Here is a 17,381-nt window from a genome sequence, read left to right on the forward strand (position 1 = left end):
AGTATACCCGATTGCTGCACTTTTAAGAGAGACTTACAATTGGATTAAGTTAAATCCGATTACCAGTCGGCGTAAGGGACCAGCGGCTCTGGCGGCAGGTCCATATCGCCCTGCCAGCCTGCAGCAGAATAACGCACGTAGAGCAGCGCATGGCTCGGGGTATAGTCTTTTGCTTCCTGAATATCCACGCCCAGACCGACAAACCAGTTGGAGGTCACGCGGCGCTCGATAATCGCCCTCGCGGTATAACCTGTACCGGAGGAGGAGCTACCGCTTTCCATTTCGCCTCTGTCGGTATAGCGGCCAGGCCCATCGGTTGGGATCAGACCCTGTTTCGGATAACGCAACTCATCTTTCGTCTTCGAATGCGACCAGGAGACCGAACCGCCCAGCTCCCATGACCAGTTCTCAGTACGCTTACGCCAGGTGACGGGCAACGCAAAGGAGACATACTCCTGCGGACTGTAGTAGCCACCTTGTCCCAGCGTGTAGCCACTGAGATCTTTGTCGTAATGCCAAAGCATGTTAGACACACCGACCGTCAGACGTTCGTTGTTCTCGTTGATCAGCTTGTAGTAATAGCCGGTCATCCAGCGGATGCGCCAGTTATCTTCCACATTTTTACCGGTCAGGCTGTCCATGTTCAGGCTTGACCAGACGCCGTTCGCCTCACCTTTGTCATAGCTTACGCTCACACCGCCGCCGGTCGAACGGACGCCGCCCCAGGTGGTGTTGGTATTGGTATCTTTTTGCCCGGCAAAGGCCAGAACAGAACTGGAGATAGGACGACGATGCGCGTTCAGGGTGTAGCCAATCGGCCCCAGGTCACTGCTGTAGCTCACGCCACCGACCACATCCACCACGTCGAAGCCCATTGGCGTCGTACCCAGATCCCACGCCCAGGTTTTATTCTGCCAGCCCACAGCCACGCTAGCACCGTTCGCTGACTGGTTCGTGTTGCCGCTACATGGCGTTTCGGCACAGGTACCCCATTTCGGATCGTAGGTGCCGTTATTGGTGGCAAACGAGCCAGCGTCCATATTGACCAGATCGCTTCGGAAGAACATACGTCCATCTGACAATGGCGCGTCGACCTGCAGCATCGTGGTATGCGCTTTCAGGTCGGAATAGCCACCGGTGCCGCTGGAGCCCCAGTAGTCGTGTTGCAGCGTGACGTTCACATCCTGCTGGCGATACAAATCACCGGCGTCGCTGCGCACGCCGCGCTTCAGCCAGTCGTCTTTTTCATCATTTCGCGTCAGGCGGGTGAAGCTGTCGTTATCCGCCGGGCGCGTTGACGTGATGCCGGACGACACCATCGCGTCTTTATAGGTTTCCAGCGCCTGCTGCGGCTGGCCGTTCTGGGCCTGGAATCGTGCCGCATCACGCAGCACCAGCGCATTGTCCATCGATGCGGGCTGCGATTTGGCCTGAGGGATAATCTTGCTAAAGGTTTGCTCTGCGGCGGCAGAATCGCCCAGGCCAGCCTGCGCCATGGCGATCCGACGTTGCATATTGAGCGACGGCGGTTGACCATTTTGCGCGGCAGGCAGTTTCGCCAGCTCGGCACGCGCCGCGTCTTTATCACCTTGCGCAATATAAACTTCGGTCAGTCCGAGGAGCGCATCTTCGTTTTGCGGCTCACGCTGGAGCACGGTGCTGTAGGCCGCTTTCGCGGCGTTATGATCGCCACGCTGTTCTGCCCAGTCTGCCAGCGTTAAATCGATACGTGTGGATGCTGGCTGCTGACGAAGCAGGTCTTCAGCCTCCTGCGCTTTCCCGCTGTCACGCAGGCGGTTAGCGGTTTCCAGCACCTGATTGCTCTGCAGTCGGTCAGCCAGCTCCTGAATATTGCCGTTCCACTTGTCGCGCGGCAGGGTATCCAGATGCGCCAGCGCGGCGCGATCCTGATCGTTCCCCGAGAGATACAGCCCGTTGGCGTAGACCTGATCCGGATCGCCCGGCTTCTGGCTTGCCAGCTGGCGCATGAGAGTTTCCGCCTGACTGCGCTGACCCGCGCTGTAGAGATCCCGCGACAGACGGTAGGTGATCCATACGTCTCCCGGCGAGAGCGCAAGGCGACGACGCTGAATTTCTGCGGCCTGGGCGTATTGTCCCTGGTTTTCCAGCTGCTCTGCCTGCGCGGAGAGCTGTTCATTGGTCAGGCTACGTTCAATATCATCTATGCTGCGACGCTGGCTGGCCGAGAGTGACTGAATAAACTGCGTCGCCTTCTCCGGCGACTGCGCGCGATACACATTGGCGAGGCCGCGCACCGCATTACTGTTGCCGCTGTCCATGCGCAGCGCCTGACGGTAATACCGCTCGGCGGCGTCGTTCTCTTTGCGCGCGGCGGCGGCATCGCCCAACCCCAACACCGCATAGCTGTCGGTATTATCGATATTGCGCGCCTGCTGGAAATAGCGCTCCGCCTGGGCTGTATTGTTAGCTTTCAGCGCAGCATCACCCTGCTGGATCAGCAGCCAGTAGCGGTTGACCTTCAGCAGGCTGTCCCACTTGCCCCGATTATCGCTCTGCGGATCGAGGGCGATTGCCTTTTCAAACTGCGCCACCGCGCGAGCGCGGTCACCTTTTTGTGAATAGGCCTGGCCCAGCGCGCCCACAGCTTCGCTGTCGGTATGGTTGGCACTGACCGCTTTTTGCAGTTCTGCCACCGCTTTACCGCCCTGCCCGGCATCCACTGCGGCTAGCCCTTCGGCTTTGGCGCGGAACGTTGGGTCGGCAAGTTGTTTTTGCTGTGCGTCAAGCTGTGCCCGCGCCGCCGTCACGTTGTCGCCATCGCTAAACACCGTGAGGTATTTCTGCAGCGCGCTGACGCTGGCACTGCTGGCAGGCTGATCTTTAATTTGCTGATACCACATATCAGATGCCTGATTGCGGCCATTGTTGGATTTCGCCATCGCCTGCAACACCGCAAAACCTTCATCGCGGCGTCCGCTCTGGAACAGGAGCTGCGCCAGCGCAGCCTGCTGCTGCGTATTGCCCGGATTACTGGCATTAATCTTCTTCAGCTGATTAATGGCGGCATTCCGTCTGGCGGGCTCTTTGGCTACAAGCGTCCAGTATTCTGCTGCCAGGTCGCCATCCGGCGGATCGCCAGCAAACAGTTTGTCATAGGCGGCAATGGCTTCCTGCGTATGACCTGTCGTCGCCAACAGGCGAGCCTGCTGCAAGGCCTGGCGGCCATCCGGCGTGGAGAGCAGCATCGTGTTGCGGGACGTTTTGTATGCGCTGGAGCTCGGCGCCATGCCTTTCAGGCGGTCCAGCTCTTTTTGCGCGCCCGCGTTATCTCCCTGACGTAAGAGATAACGGAAACGTGCGGCAATTACGTCCGGGTTATTCGGGTCGATCAGCTCCAGTCGGTAAAGCGACTGGCGAACCAAATCCTCGCGCTGCGTCGATTCGCCCAGACGAACCTGCTCCAGCAACTGTTGCTGCTGGGGGGAATTGGCGGCCCCGGCCATTGGCATCAGTGCCAGGCCAAGCGATAAACTGAGTAGATTTATTGTGAACTTGCGCATTCCTGGCCCCAATCCGGTATTAATTCACCCTGTGTGGTGAAGCGAAAACGATGCTGATCCCACCCTTGCCCAAAGAGGGTCAGTACATAGCTGTAATAGGCATTATTATCAGGAAAACGATCGGCGACGCGCTGTCGTTGCACTGCCTGCGCGTCCCGATTCTGTAAAAAAGGTAGCAGAGAGGCAGAAAAACCGACCGGGCCTTTATCCGTCCTTTTTCCGGTTGCCACGTCTACTTTCTCCGGCGGTACACCCTGCTTTGCCGTCACCGTTGCCATTGGCTTAAAGCGTGCCAGCAGCCGAGCCTTCTGCGGGTCTTTATCATTCATCATGCCCACCCAGAGATAAACGCGGATGGCGTCGTAGCTGCCCACCAGCGATTTATCCTGACCGAGCTGCCAGCCTCTGTTTTTCTGGTACTGCACCCAGTTCGGGGAGAAGCCTTTCGGTGCCGTCTCCAGCAATAAACGCAGATTGGTTTCACGAAGCGTGGTCCACGGCGTACCAAATCGGGTGAAATAGTTCGCTAGCTGTGGCGGGAGGTAGCTGGGGTTAAAGCGCCAGGCGTTCTCTTCGGCAAATCCGGTTTTACCCGGCAGCAGCATGAAGCCCAGACCCGGCACTTTCACCACTTCCTCGCTGACGATGCGTTTAAGCAGCCCCTTGCCTGTGCGGGTGTAGTCCTGATTTTTCCACAGCCGCCCTGCTTCCAGCAGCGACCAGGCAATCCAGATATCGGCATCGGACGCGGAGTTTGGGTCGATAACCGCCCAGGTCTCTTTGTCCTTTTGCCCCCACAGCCAGGCAGGCAGGTTGGTCGCTAAATCGCCCCCGGCGAGATTATCGCGCGTCCACGCCAGCAGCAAATCGAACGCTTTACGATCGTTTGCTGCCAGGGCAAAGAACAGCGCGTAGCTTTGCCCTTCAGAGGTGGTAATTTTTCGCGCGTCACTGGGATCGATAACGCGCCCGCTTTCGCTGATGTAGTCCTGTTTAAACTGTTCCCAGGCAGGCCAGCTACAGGCGGCGCGTAGATTCGTCGCCGCCAGCATCAACACGGCGAATACACACCAGCGAAAGCCTTTCATCACAGCTTACTCATGATCCGGATTCAAACGACGACGGCTGATGATACGCAGCAGACGCCACAGCACCCATGCCAGCAATATCACACTCACTGCAGCCAGAATCGCCAGCAGGACCGGATGATTGGACAAGGCATACCACAGACGTTCGAACCACGGCAGATGACCGACATAATAGACATCGCCGACGCGCAGGCTGTTGACGCCCGCCTCACGGATAACGGAGACAGAACCAAACATGGCGGCCCGTTTACCGCTGTCGTTCATGGCCGAATTTAACAGTTCATACCCGCGAGGGCTGTCTGCCAGCAGGGCGATCACGCTGCGCTGGTCGTTGTACGGTGACTGGAAGCCCACGATTGCCGCCATCGGGCCCGTTGAGCTTACGCTGGTTTTAACGCTGGCCTGGCGGTCACCGCTGTCCGGCATAATGCTTGGGAACTCGGTCTGGCGCAGCGGCGTGTTAACCCACGACTGGGCAGCCTGCACCAGCAGATCGACGCGTTTATCATCCTTCAGCTTATCCGGAATGGTGCCAATGACCATGATATCGGCATCTTTGTTCTGGATTTGGCTGCCATCGTCGGTGAGCGAGACGTTTACGGCCGGTAAACCGGTTTGCGACCCAACGGTCCCCATCGTATTCAGCAGCGTCGACACCTGACCCTCATTTGGCGCTTTCGGCATCACAATAATCGACTCAGACAAATCGGCCATGCGGCTGAACGGGAAGCTGGCGTTGGCAAACGCACGCAGATCCGGCATCGCGATAAAGTGATAATACTTCGAGAAGTCGATAGTGGACTCATCGCCAATCACAACATGGTTCTGTACCGGCTGGAAGGTGATGCAGTTATCGACCGAACCGCCAGGCATCGGGTTCATATACTGGAAGTCGAAACGCAGCTGGTTTATCGCGCCAAGCTTCAGCGCCGGGATGGATACATCGGTTTTACCGTCCAGCAGCCCCTGCAGCACAGGCAGGCGGAGCATCAGGCGGTTGGTTTCCTGGTTGCTCGTCAGGCTGAATGATTGCAGGAACTGGTTGTTCAGGCTGATATCCATCCGCGAGCTGTCTTTGGTCGACGGCGCGGTGTAACGGTAGTTCAGGTTGATATCAATACCGTTGGTGCGCAGCAGATACAGATCGGGCGGCAGATTCATCGACAAACTGACAGGAGAAGGCTCAAGGCCGGTCGACTGCAGTTGCTCTTCGTATGTTTTCAGCTCGCCGAAGCTAATAGGGCGATCGGTACGCACCCAGTGAGGGGCATCGTAAGGCTTACGCGGCAGCAGCGGTTTCACCTCGTCCACCACAACGCTGTTTCCCCGGAAGAGAACATTCCCCTGCGCAATGCCTTTTGCCGCCTGCACCAGATCTTTCTCATCACGCCCGAAGACGACCAGCAGCTTCACATACGGATTGTCCGGGTGGTTGATCATTTCAATCGTCGGCGCTTTCACGTCCGGGTGTTCGCGCAGGAACGCCGGGCGTTTGGCGTTAGTGGCAAACACAATGGCGTTTTTGTCCGGCATTTTGTCGTACATGACCGGGAAGCTCTGGCCGCGCCAGCCGGAGCGAGAGCCAAACCAGGAGGCCACGATGGTGGCGGCAAGCTGTTCCGTCACATCAGGCGCACCGGCAAAGACCATCGGCAAGTTTAACGGGCGATTGTCACGCGGGTCGAAGAACGGGACCGGGAAGGCCGAGAGATCGTTTTTCAACGCCAGCGGCTGATAGGTCAACTGCAGCGAGGAGTTACGACCAATATCCATCCATAGCGTGTTGCTGGCCGGGTTTTCACACACATCGCGATAGTGGCCGACGAATTCCAGACGGACACGGTTGAAGTCGGTGATGAACAGCGGGTTGATTGGCACCTGAGCCAGGGTTTTCTTACCCAGCTGCTCTTTGGTGACCGGCAAAACGTCCATCAGTTCATCGTTCAGGTAGACCTTGAGTTGAGACTGAACGGGCAGCAGTGACGGTGACGGCGTGTATTCCAGATTCAGCACCGCATTCGATACCACTTCGTCGCTACGCATCCCAAACTCAACGCCGCCATTAGGATTGATGCCACGCAGCACCATGCTGCCCGGCGGCGGGGCAATCTGGGCGAACGACAGCTTCACATCGCGCGACGGCACATTTTCGGCGACGACAGGCGCACTGGCACCACGTACGCCTGGCATCACCTGCCCAACGACCTGGCTGTCGGCAGGTAAGGTATTCCCCGCCGTCGGCTTATTCGGGACCACGTTTTCCGTTTGCCCCGGTGCTGCCGTGACAACAGGATCGGTCGCTTGCGCGACCACCGGAACCGTAGGGGCAGGCGTGGCCGCTGCGTTATCAGGCGCTGCATTAGCCATTGTTGTAGGGAGCGCACTCATCCCCATTGCCACTGCACATAACCAGGAAAGTTTTGTTTTCATCGCGTTATCATCATTGTTGAGCCATAACCGGGTCTGCCTGCTTCGCTTCATCTCGCTCAGGTCGACGCGGAATGAACGACACGACCCAGGAAACCAGTGAAGTAAGTGACCGGAAAATTAATTTCACCGACGACGGGGCAAATTCTGCAAGGTGACGATAGCCACGGAACCCCAGCTTCAGAATATCCAGCAGGCTTTCCAGAGGTTTATCTTCCGGGAAGCTGTCCTGCCAGAGAGCCCACGTATCCGCGCGGGCAAATGTACACTGCACAAAATCAATATGTTGCTTTTTGGTCAGCGGCATCAGCTTCAGACCCACTTCATCACCTGCCACACGCGCAACCTGCGTAGGGAAGACATACTCCTGCTGACCGCGCTTGAGCAGCAGATTGACCTTTTGCCCTTCCAGCACTTTCGCCTGACCGTTGATTTTGATGCCCAAACCACCGTCAGAGAAGTCGTGCACGGTACAGGAGAAGAGGTGACCATCTTCGCGGGCTATTGCTGCCGGCATGCTGATCTCGACGCGGTGCGCACGACGTACCTGTTTGCTCTCGACCGATACGGCTACCGCACCACCGAGGATAATCAGGTTGTAGAACACCCACGCCATACTCACGAATACCGTCAGGACCTCGTTTTCCGGGCCGTAGAAGTAACGCCAGATGCCTACGATGACGCCGACGATGTTAAGCAGGACCAGGAAGATATACGGACGGGAGATCACCCAATCGACATACTCCTCTTCCACCAGCCCACCTTTCGCGGTGACGTTGAACTTGCCTTTGTGCGGGTTAATCAGCGCCACCATGGTTGGCGGGGCAATGTACCAGGCCAGCACGGTTTCGTAGATTTCACTCCAGAACGAATGGCGATATTTCCCCTGGATCTTCGAGTTCGTCAGGCTCGCGTGGATCATGTGCGGCAGAACAAACAGCGCAATCATCAGCGCCGGAGCGTAAATGATGTAGGCGTGAAGAAGCAGGAACGCCAGCGGCGCGGTGAGGAAGATCAGCCGCGGGATACCGGATAAGAAGTGGAACATGGCGTTGACGTAGCACAGGCGCTGCGCCAGCTTCAGCCCTTTACCCATCAATGGGTTATCGAGACGGAAAATTTGCACCATGCCACGCGCCCAGCGAATACGCTGGCCGATATGCGCCGACAGCGATTCTGTCGCCAACCCTGCCGCTTGTGGAATGCGCATGTACGCGGAGGTATAGCCAAGGCGGTGTAAACGCAGCGAGGTGTGGGCATCTTCCGTCACCGTCTCAACGGCAATACCGCCAATCTCATCCAGCGGTTTGCGGCGGATAACGGCACAGGAGCCGCAGAAGAAGGTGGCGTCCCACATATCGTTTCCGTCCTGCACCAGGCCATAGAACAGCGTGCCTTCGTTCGGGGTTTTACGGAAACGACCGAGGTTGCGTTCAAACGGATCCGGTGAGAAGAAGTGGTGTGGCGTCTGCATCATCGCCAGCTCTTTCTCTTTCAGGAACCAGCCCATCGTCATCTGCAGGAACGAGCGCGTTGGCACGTGGTCGCAGTCAAAGATGGAGACGAACTCCCCGGTGGCATACTTCAGGGCGTTGTTAATGTTACCGGCCTTCGCGTGTTCATGAGTGGTACGGGCGATGTACTCCACGCCGACCTCCTCTGCAAACTGGCGAAACTCGGCGCGGCCACCGTCATCCAGGATCCAGATTTTGAGCTTATCTTTCGGCCAGTCGATACCTAATGCGGCATAAATGGTGTTTTTCACCACCGTCAGGTCTTCGTTGTAAGTCGGTACAAAGAGATCGACCGACGGCCACTGAGTGGTGTCTTTTGGCAGCGGAACCGGCTGGCGGTTCAACGGCCAGATAACCTGGAAATAGCCCAGGACCAGCACAATCCACGCGTAAGTTTCAGCAAACAGCAGAACCAGACCGCACACCAGGCTGACCGGGTCATCCCAGTTCAGCGTTGATGTATAACGCCACCAGATATAGCGGCAGGAAACCGTCAGTGACAGCACGATCAGCATCAGGGCGGAGAAGCGTCCCGGAATGCGCCGCACCAGCAGCGCCACGCCCCAGAGCAGGATCAGGAAGGTGAACTGTGCGAGCGGGTTGAACGGCTGCGTAATACAGACCAGTGCCAGAATGAGCGAGAACACCACAATGACGCCGAGGATAAAACGCCTGAAGCCCGGGTGCAGGTGCCCGAGCTCTTTATGATTATCCAGATGACTGGTTTTGTCGCCGACGCGGTCGGGAAGCCTGTCCAGCCACTGGTGATAGCGTTCACGTAAGTTCTGCACGCGATCGAAGCTACGCCAGCGCGGCGTGGATTTTTCCACTCTGGCCGACGTCGCTGCCAGCCAGACGGCCTGAATCGCATAGCGTGCAGGATCGAGAGGCCTTGGACGGTCGGGGTTAATGTGCGGATAGAGTTCACTGTGACGCGCACGAATACCCTGCCAGCGGGGGTGTTCGAGTGGAATAAATATCCAGGCCAGGATTAACCAGAAGCAACCGAGCGTGGCACTCAGCGACGACGCGCCATGTCGACGATAGTGCCGGTAGCGCTCGCTTAAACGCGAACTGACCGGCGGGATAAGTAACCCGTTAGACAGGCGACTCATACTGTACTCCCGGCTGATTCCGGTCTTTTCGCGAAGTGCAATAAGCACCAGTTCGCCAGCGTCAGGATCTCTTCGGCTGCCAGCGAATCGCCCCGATATTCACCGAGCGGCTGCTTGGAGGCGAGACATTCCGCCATTCCCTCATCGCGATGGATAACAATCGGCAGCAGGCGACGCTGGCTTTGCAACCAAACCTGGTAGAGATCGTCCTGGATCTGGCTGTTGATGCGAAGATCGTTAATCAGCAGATGGGCATTCGTCGGCAGCGGCTGCTGGTGCAGACGAATATGGCAATTCGCATCCACATTCACGATAGAGAGAACATGGTCGCATTGCGCAAGAAGCTGGCGAGTGAGCGTGGCGGCACCGTGCGGCAGATCCAGCAATATCCACTGATACTGCCCTTTTTCCTCCAGGCTCTTCAACGCGGTCGTAAATTGCGAAAGCAGACGCTGATACGCGGCTTCATTCTCACGCTCAGCTTCAGTCAATTGACCATAAGGAAGTAAATCAAGCTGGGAGGTATAGCGCATACCCGCGTCACGCCAGTCTTTATCGTCGAGCAGCGCGCGGGCCCAACCCTTGGTATGCGTAAAGTCGACGTTAAATGACATGCGCAGCAAATTGTCGGAGCAGGCATCAATAACCAGCACCGATTCGCCTAACAGCTGTAATGACCACGCCAGCGCCGCGGTAATGGATGTTGTACCTACACCACCACGGACGCCCTGTAATCCTAGTATGGCCATCAATGGCTCCCTTATTGTTGTTGGGCAAATTCAGCTAATAACGGCCAGCGTTTAATAGCCGCGGCCAACTGTTCCCGCTGGGAAATATCGGTGTAATCTATTTCGGGCAAAGAGAAAGCCTGCGTCAGCGCCAGAAAATCGTTTTGAAATGTGTAACCCAGGCTTGAGTCTACAGGCGTTCCGGATTCGTTATTATGCATGATTAATTCATCCCTTAGCGTAAAATCACACGATCAGATGTTGTCGGCATCCTGCCCACGAAATTTCATTTACATGCTAAATCTGATGCTCTTTAATTTCAATGTTAGGTTTATTTCTACGCTTTCGCTAGTAAACTGAGATACAGATAAATTCGACGAAAAGAGGGATACCGTGGACTCCATATTTTCTATTGGCATCCAGTCATTATGGGACGAATTGCGCCACATGCCAGTCGGAGGAGTCTGGTGGATTAATACGGATCGCAACGAAGATGCCATAAGTCTGGTAAACCAGACGATCGCCGCACAGGATAAGGATTCCCGCGTGGCTGTCATTACGATGGGCGAAGAACCTAAAAATATCATCAGGCTCGAAAACGACCGTGGGCCACAGACCGTACGATTATTTTCCATGTCTTCGGAGGCGGATAGTCTATACTTTTTGCCCCGCGATATTCAGTGCTCGATTGATCCGGATCACTATTTCCTGATTCTAAAATGTTCGAATAACGCGCTGCAAAATATCCCCTCAGAAAAACTGCTTCGCTGGCTGAACAGAATCAATAAGTGGGCAAAAAATCAAAACTGCACACTATTGGTTGTTAACCCCGGCAGTAATAACGATAAGCTTTTTTCACTGTTAATGGGCGAATATCGTTCTCTTTTCGGTCTGGCAAGTATCCATGACCAGACGGATAGCTATCTTTACGATATTGCGTTCTGGTGCAATGAAAAAGGGGTTAGCGCTCGTCAACAGCTCACCCTTAAACATATCGAGGGAGAGTGGCATCTCGCCCGACAAGAAGAAACCGTGGTTCAGCCACGCAGCGATGAAAAACGCATCCTGAGCCACATTGCGGTATTAGAAGGTGCGCCTGCGCTTTCTGAAAATTGGTCACTGTTTGAAACTAACGAAGCGTTATTTAATGAAGCCCGTACGACGCAGGCCGCTACGATTGTTTTTTCTCTCATGCAGAATAACCAAATCGAAACGCTGGCGAGACACATTCACACATTACGCCGTCAACGCGGCAGTGCGTTAAAAATCGTGGTGCGTGAAAATAATACCAGCCTGCGTGCCACTGACGAACGGCTGCTGCTGGGTTGCGGCGCAAACATGGTCATACCGTGGAATGCGCCGCTGTCGCGCTGCCTGACACTTATTGAGAGCATACAGGGGCAGCAGTTTAACCGCCATGTTCCGGAAGATATCGGCACCTTGCTCTCAATGACACAGCCGATGAAACTGCGCGGTTTTCAAAAGTGGGATACCTTCTGTGATGCCGTCGGCAACATGATGAGTAATACGCTGCTGCCAGCAGACGGAAAAGGGGTCATGGTTGCCCTGCGTCCGGTGCCGGGTATTCGTGTTGAGCAGGCGCTCACGCTATGTCGCCCTAACCGCGTCGGAGACATCATGACGATTGGCGATAACCGTCTGGTGCTGTTTTTATCCTTCTGCCGGGTAAACGATCTCGACACCGCACTCAACCATATCTTCCCTCTTCCGACTGGCGATATTTTCTCTAACCGCATGATTTGGTTCGAAGATAATTTGATTAGTGCTGAACTGGTGCAAATGCGCGCCCTGACGCCTGAACAATGGGCGAAACCTTTACCTATGGCAAACGACGTCAAACCGATCCTGAATGCGAAGCATGACGGGCATGTCTGGCGGCGGATACCCGAACCACGACGTTTATTACCTGAGGGCGAGGAGAGCGCATCATCATGAATCTCAGCGATATCATTCAACTGGTCGTACTGTGTGCGCTGATTTTTTTCCCGCTGGGCTACTATGCGCGCCATTCTCTGCGTCGTATTCGCGATACGGCCAGATTGATGCTTCTAAAACCCCGCTACCTTAAACCAGCCGGAACACTGACACGCGCTCCGAACGTCAAGGCAGACCGAAAACATGACTAATTCTACCTATACCACGTCGGCGCCCTCGCCGCTCTGGCAATACTGGCGCGGACTTTCCGGCTGGAATTTCTACTTTCTGGTGAAGTTTGGCCTGCTCTGGGCAGGCTATCTTAATTTCCACCCTCTGCTTAACCTGGTATTTATGGCATTCCTGCTGATACCTATTCCCAATATCAGGCTGCATCGTTTGCGTCACTGGGTCGCTATCCCCATTGGGTTCGCGCTCTTCTGGCATGACACCTGGCTACCGGGTCCGGAAAGCATTATGAGCCAGGGCTCGCAGGTTGCGGGCTTCAGTACCGACTATCTGCTTGATCTGGTTGAGCGCTTTATTAACTGGCAGATGATTGGCGCGGTGTTTGTGCTGCTGGTCGCCTGGCTGTTCCTGGCACAGTGGATCCGCGTGACGGTGTTTGTCGTCGCGATTATGGTCTGGTTAAACGTGCTGACGCTGGCAGGGCCGAGTTTCTCCCTGTGGCCAGCCGGTCAACCGACCACAACGGTCACCACCACCGGTGGCACGGCGGCAGCAACCGTCACGACGGCAGGCGATACGCCGGTGGTTGGCGATATTCCTGCACAAACCGCCCCCCCCACCTCCACCAATCTGAACGCGTGGCTCTCCAGTTTCTATACCGCTGAAGATAAGCGTCAGACCAAATTCCCGGATGCGCTCCCTGCCGACGCCCAGCCATTTGAACTGCTGGTGATCAACATCTGTTCTCTCTCCTGGGCGGATGTGGATGCAGCCGGATTAATGTCGCATCCGCTGTGGGCGCATTTCGATATTCAGTTTAAAGATTTCAACTCTGCGACCTCTTACAGCGGCCCGGCAGCGATTCGCCTGTTACGTGCAAGCTGCGGTCAACCTTCGCATAAGAACCTCTATCAGCCAGCCGGTAACCAGTGTTACCTGTTTGATAACCTGTCCAAACTGGGCTTTACGCAGCACCTGATGCTGGGTCATAACGGTCAGTTTGGTAACTTCCTGAAAGAGGTGCGTGAAGAAGGGGGTATGCAGGCACCGCTGATGGACCAAACGGGTCTGCCGGTCACTCTGCTGGGCTTCGATGGTTCTCCGGTTTCTGACGATACTGCCGTGCTACAGCGCTGGTTGCAGACCGTCAGCAAAGAAGAGGGTTCGCGTAGTGCAACATTCTTTAACACCCTGCCGCTTCACGATGGTAACCACTTCCCGGGCGTGAGCAAAACGGCGGATTACAAAGTTCGTGCGCAGAAGTTCTTTGATGAACTGGACGCATTCTTTACCGAGCTGGAAAAATCAGGCCGTAAAGTGATGGTCGTTGTGGTACCTGAACACGGCGGCGCGCTGAAAGGCGACAGGATGCAGGTATCCGGCCTGCGTGATATTCCAAGCCCGTCGATTACCAACGTCCCTGCCGGGATTAAATTCTTCGGGATGAAGGCCCCGCATCAGGGCGCGCCAATCGAAATCAATCAGCCAAGCAGTTATCTGGCGATTTCAGAACTCGTTGCCCGCGCGGTAGACGGTAAGCTGTTTGTTGAAGATAGCGTGAACTGGGATCAGCTCACCAGCGGTCTGCCACAAACGGCAGAGGTATCGGAGAACGCCAATGCGGTAGTGATCCAGTACCAGAACAAACCGTATGTTCGCCTGAACGGCGGCGACTGGGTACCGTATCCGCAGTAAAAGGCCTGGCCCTCTCCCCAGCGGGGAGCGGGCCTTATTGTTCTGAGATCCAGACCAGCATTTTCAGGCTTGCCGAATAGTAATCATCATTTGCAGTGATGTCGGGCTCGCCGACCATCTGCCCCATCGTTAAATCACGCACTGCCAGCAGACCGCCTGCCATCATGTAGGGGGCGTATTCATTCGTCGTGACGTTAACCCACGCGGGTGTTTGTTCACGCGGAAACTGACCGAACCAGTCGCGCCACGGGGTGAGCAAGGGGCTTTTCGCGTTGGACCAGCTGATGTACAGCGGAATGCGGATGGCGTCATAACTCATGCGGGGCGGCCAGGCGTTTGCGGGGGCCAGCGTCCCTTTCGTGTCCAGAGAGACCCAGTCGGTTGGCAGATTGGCTTTACCCGACCCCATTTTCTTCAGCAGCCGCTGTCCGTCCTGCGCGAGCTGATGCCATATTTGCAAATGGCTGCGGTCAGCAAATGCCTGCCAGGCAGGAAACACGAAGTAGGAAGGATTAAGCACAACGTTATTGTCCAGCTTAAACCCTTGTGAGCCGGGCAACATCACGCGGTAACCCGCATAGCGGATAACGTTATGGACAAGCAGCGCTTTGGTAATGGCATCCGATGCCGTGCTGTAGCCTTTGTCATGCCAGCGCGCGTTCGCTTTTAACAGAGCCCAGGCAATGAGCACATCGCCATCGGAGGCATTGTTTTTGTCGGCAATCGGGTCTGCCTGAGCGGGGTTATAACGCCAGTAAAAAAGACCGTTCTCTTTATTCTTCAGCGTACTGTTGGTCCAGTGCCAGAGTTTATCAAAGGTCGCTTTATCATCGTTTGCCACCGCCATCAGCATGGCAAAACCCTGGCCTTCGGTATGGGAAACATCACCGTTGCCGGTATCGACGATTCGCCCATCCGGCTTAAAGAAGCGCGCTTTGTAACTCTCCCAGGCCTGGCCTGCCTGAGAGAAAGGCGTGAACAGCAAACTCATCATGACAGCCAGCGTGGCGCATGCGGGTTTTCGCATCATTAATACAATCCGGTTATTCAGCGCTGCGTAAGGAGATTTCCCCGCCCATCCAGGGTTTGATCGCGCCATCCTGTTCCAGGAGCAGCGCCCCCTGCGCATCAATTCCGCGAGAAATGCCGTAGATTTCTTTATCCCCAATCAGCAGTTTCACCGGGCGATTGATAAAGTTATCCAGCTTTTCCCAGCGAGACAGGAACGATGCCAGCCCGTCTTGTTCAAAGAGCCTGAGTGAGCTTCGCAACTCTTTAATCATTCGCGCGGCCAGGATATTGCGGTCGATAGTGATACCCGCTTCCTGCAGGTTAGTCCAGGCCTGGTTCACCACATCGTTCTGTACATTACGCATCACCATGTTTAACCCGGCACCAATGACGATCTGCGCGGCATCGCCGGTCTTTCCCGTCAGCTCAACCAGAATACCCGCCAGTTTTCGATCGTTCAGATAGAGATCGTTAGGCCATTTTACCCGCACCTTATCCGCGCCCAGATCGTGCAGGACTTCCGCCATCACAATCCCGATGACCAGGCTTAGCCCAACCGCCGCAGCCGGGCCCTGATCGAGTCGCCAGTACATGGACAGGTAGAGATTCGCACCAAACGGCGAGAACCACTTGCGTCCACGACGGCCGCGACCGGCCTGTTGATATTCAGCAACGCAGGCATCGCCGGATTTCAGTTCAGGCAGGCGATCCAGCAGGTACTGGTTCGTCGAGTCACCCACGGGCAGCACCGCAACATTGCCGTGTCCAATCTGGCTGCGGATCGCTTCTTCATTCAGCAATTGAATAGGCTCCGGCAGGCTGTAGCCTTTTCCGGGAACCGTGAACACATCAACGCCCCAGTCGCGGAGCGTCTGGATATGTTTATTAATGGCAGCACGGCTCATGCCCAACTGCTCACCTAGCTGCTCGCCAGAATGAAACTCACCGTCCGCAAGGATGCTAATCAGGGTTAAAGGGATCGTGTTGTCCTTCATGCGATAGTCTCCACGGCGTTGACTTCACCCGTACGGCCAATAAAGCGAACTTCAGGCTCCAGCCAGACGTTAAATTTATCACCCACACGCTGACGGACATGGTGCGCCAGCTTCACAACATCGTCGCTGGTCGCATTCTTTTGATTGACCAGCACCAGCGCCTGCTGCCGATGAACAGCAGCACCTCCCATCGTGGTGCCTTTTAATTCGCACTGGTCGATAAGCCAACCTGCAGCCAGCTTCACGCTACCATCCGTTTGAGGATAATGCGGGGCCGTTGGCCAGCCGGTGAGGAATGTTTTCGCGTTTTCGCTGCTGATGACCGGGTTTTTGAAGAAACTGCCCGCATTTCCGTTCACTTTCGGATCCGGGAGTTTGGTCATTCGCATATGGCAAACTGATTCAAACACGTCGCGCGGGGTGACGGTGGCCGGATCGAGACGGGTGAGATCGCCGTAGGTAAGGACCGGGTTCCACTGCTTCCCCAGACGCAGACCAACGGCCACAATGACGAAACGATCCTGGTAGTCATGTTTGAAGATACTGTCACGATAGCCAAAGCGGCACTGTTCTGCGGTTAAACGTTGCGCATTTCCCGTTGCCAGTTCAATGCAGTCAACATATTCACAGACGTGTTTTAGTTCGATGCCGTAGGCACCGATATTTTGAATAGGTGACGATCCAGCGCAGCCTGGGATCAATGCAAGATTTTCCAGGCCGGGCATCCCTTTTTCGAGGGTAAATTGCACCAGATGGTGCCAGTTTTCTCCGGCCCCCACGTGCAGATGCCAGCTCACTGCGCTCTCTTTAACGTCGATTCCCATGATGCGGTTGACGATCACGGTTCCCGCAAAATCATCGAGAAACAGGACATTACTTCCTTCGCCCAGAATCAGTACAGGCTCACCGTTTTCTGTCGCGTTTTGCCATGCATTCAGCAACTGCTGAGCATTATCGGCACGTACAATTTGTTTAGCATTACGTTGAATGCCAAAGGTATTCCAGGGCTTAAGGGAGTGGTTCATAGACGCTATCCTGATGCAAAAACGCGGATAGTTTACCGTATATACGGGGGGATAGGTGATTTGTTTATAGAAACGAGGGGTGTACAAAAACGCAAAAAGGCCATCCTTTCGGATGGC

12 protein-coding genes are annotated in these 17,381 nt (G+C 55.5%); 3 read left to right on the plus strand and 9 right to left on the minus strand.

Annotation, left to right across the window (positions count from 1 at the left end; genetic code table 11):
* Positions 1-59 precede the first annotated feature (59 nt).
* The 6 genes from bcsC to bcsR are packed head-to-tail and all read right to left on the minus strand — an operon-like array spanning position 60 to position 10,635.
* On the minus strand, positions 60-3,542 hold the full coding sequence (bcsC, locus tag ENTMO_RS0100230; RefSeq protein WP_010426039.1) for a cellulose synthase complex outer membrane protein BcsC: 3,483 nt from the start codon (positions 3,540-3,542) through the stop codon (positions 60-62).
* The gene (gene bcsZ, locus ENTMO_RS0100235; RefSeq protein WP_010426040.1) at positions 3,524-4,630 is read right to left on the minus strand and encodes a cellulose synthase complex periplasmic endoglucanase BcsZ; all 1,107 of its coding nucleotides are present in this window, start codon (positions 4,628-4,630) and stop codon (positions 3,524-3,526) included. Before bcsZ ends, bcsC begins: the two co-directional genes overlap by 19 nt.
* A 6-nt stretch (positions 4,631-4,636) precedes the next feature.
* Positions 4,637-7,060 carry a cellulose biosynthesis cyclic di-GMP-binding regulatory protein BcsB gene (gene bcsB, locus ENTMO_RS0100240; RefSeq protein ID WP_071985388.1) on the minus strand — a complete coding sequence of 808 codons (2,424 nt, stop codon included), beginning with the start codon at positions 7,058-7,060 and terminating at the stop codon, positions 4,637-4,639.
* Between the two features lie 10 nt (positions 7,061-7,070).
* The gene (bcsA, locus tag ENTMO_RS0100245) at positions 7,071-9,686 is read right to left on the minus strand and encodes a UDP-forming cellulose synthase catalytic subunit (RefSeq protein WP_010426042.1); all 2,616 of its coding nucleotides are present in this window, start codon (positions 9,684-9,686) and stop codon (positions 7,071-7,073) included.
* Entirely contained in the window at positions 9,683-10,435 is a 753-nt protein-coding gene (gene bcsQ / locus ENTMO_RS0100250; protein ID WP_010426043.1) for a cellulose biosynthesis protein BcsQ, read from the minus strand. Before bcsQ ends, bcsA begins: the two co-directional genes overlap by 4 nt.
* Positions 10,436-10,446: 11 nt before the next feature.
* On the minus strand, positions 10,447-10,635 hold the full coding sequence (gene bcsR, locus ENTMO_RS0100255; protein WP_010426045.1) for a cellulose biosynthesis protein BcsR: 189 nt from the start codon (positions 10,633-10,635) through the stop codon (positions 10,447-10,449).
* Positions 10,636-10,807: 172 nt separating this feature from the next.
* On the opposite strand from bcsR, the gene bcsE reads away from it, so the two are divergent.
* From bcsE to bcsG, 3 genes are read left to right on the plus strand one after another with little or no spacing between them, the layout of a single operon-like run.
* A complete protein-coding gene (bcsE, locus tag ENTMO_RS0100260) occupies positions 10,808-12,370 on the plus strand; it encodes a cellulose biosynthesis c-di-GMP-binding protein BcsE (RefSeq protein WP_029484899.1) in 1,563 nt (520 codons plus the stop codon).
* Positions 12,364-12,561, plus strand: coding sequence for a cellulose biosynthesis protein BcsF (gene bcsF, locus ENTMO_RS0100265; RefSeq protein ID WP_029484900.1), 198 nt, complete (start codon positions 12,364-12,366; stop codon positions 12,559-12,561). The genes bcsE and bcsF overlap by 7 nt, the downstream gene beginning before the upstream one ends.
* On the plus strand, positions 12,554-14,233 hold the full coding sequence (gene bcsG / locus ENTMO_RS0100270; protein WP_010426051.1) for a cellulose biosynthesis protein BcsG: 1,680 nt from the start codon (positions 12,554-12,556) through the stop codon (positions 14,231-14,233). The genes bcsF and bcsG overlap by 8 nt, the downstream gene beginning before the upstream one ends.
* 34 nt (positions 14,234-14,267) lie before the next feature.
* Here bcsG and ENTMO_RS0100275 read toward each other — a convergent pair whose 3' ends face one another.
* From ENTMO_RS0100275 to murB, 3 genes are read right to left on the minus strand one after another with little or no spacing between them, the layout of a single operon-like run.
* Entirely contained in the window at positions 14,268-15,260 is a 993-nt protein-coding gene (locus tag ENTMO_RS0100275) for a glycosyl hydrolase family 8 (RefSeq protein ID WP_029484901.1), read from the minus strand.
* A gap of 16 nt (positions 15,261-15,276) precedes the next feature.
* A complete protein-coding gene (birA, locus tag ENTMO_RS0100280; RefSeq protein ID WP_010426053.1) occupies positions 15,277-16,239 on the minus strand; it encodes a bifunctional biotin--[acetyl-CoA-carboxylase] ligase/biotin operon repressor BirA in 963 nt (320 codons plus the stop codon).
* Positions 16,236-17,264: a UDP-N-acetylmuramate dehydrogenase gene (murB, locus tag ENTMO_RS0100285; RefSeq protein WP_010426056.1), complete on the minus strand. Its 1,029-nt coding sequence runs from the start codon at positions 17,262-17,264 to the stop codon at positions 16,236-16,238. Before murB ends, birA begins: the two co-directional genes overlap by 4 nt.
* Positions 17,265-17,381: the final 117 nt, after the last annotated feature.

The sequence above is a fragment of the Enterobacter mori LMG 25706 genome, assembly GCF_000211415.1.
GTDB lineage: Bacteria > Pseudomonadota > Gammaproteobacteria > Enterobacterales > Enterobacteriaceae > Enterobacter > Enterobacter mori.

Bases quoted from the DNA above. Each gene is read 5' to 3' on its own strand.
- bcsC (WP_010426039.1), bottom strand. From the start codon at position 3,542: ATGCGCAAGTTCACAATAAATCTACTCAGTTTATCGCTTGGCCTGGCA.
- bcsZ (WP_010426040.1), bottom strand. From the start codon at position 4,630: ATGAAAGGCTTTCGCTGGTGTGTATTCGCCGTGTTGATGCTGGCGGCG.
- bcsB (WP_071985388.1), bottom strand. From the start codon at position 7,060: ATGAAAACAAAACTTTCCTGGTTATGTGCAGTGGCAATGGGGATGAGT.
- bcsA (WP_010426042.1), bottom strand. From the start codon at position 9,686: ATGAGTCGCCTGTCTAACGGGTTACTTATCCCGCCGGTCAGTTCGCGT.
- bcsQ (WP_010426043.1), bottom strand. From the start codon at position 10,435: ATGGCCATACTAGGATTACAGGGCGTCCGTGGTGGTGTAGGTACAACA.
- bcsR (WP_010426045.1), bottom strand. From the start codon at position 10,635: ATGCATAATAACGAATCCGGAACGCCTGTAGACTCAAGCCTGGGTTAC.
- bcsG (WP_010426051.1), top strand. From the start codon at position 12,554: ATGACTAATTCTACCTATACCACGTCGGCGCCCTCGCCGCTCTGGCAA.
- ENTMO_RS0100275 (WP_029484901.1), bottom strand. From the start codon at position 15,260: ATGCGAAAACCCGCATGCGCCACGCTGGCTGTCATGATGAGTTTGCTG.
- birA (WP_010426053.1), bottom strand. From the start codon at position 16,239: ATGAAGGACAACACGATCCCTTTAACCCTGATTAGCATCCTTGCGGAC.
- murB (WP_010426056.1), bottom strand. From the start codon at position 17,264: ATGAACCACTCCCTTAAGCCCTGGAATACCTTTGGCATTCAACGTAAT.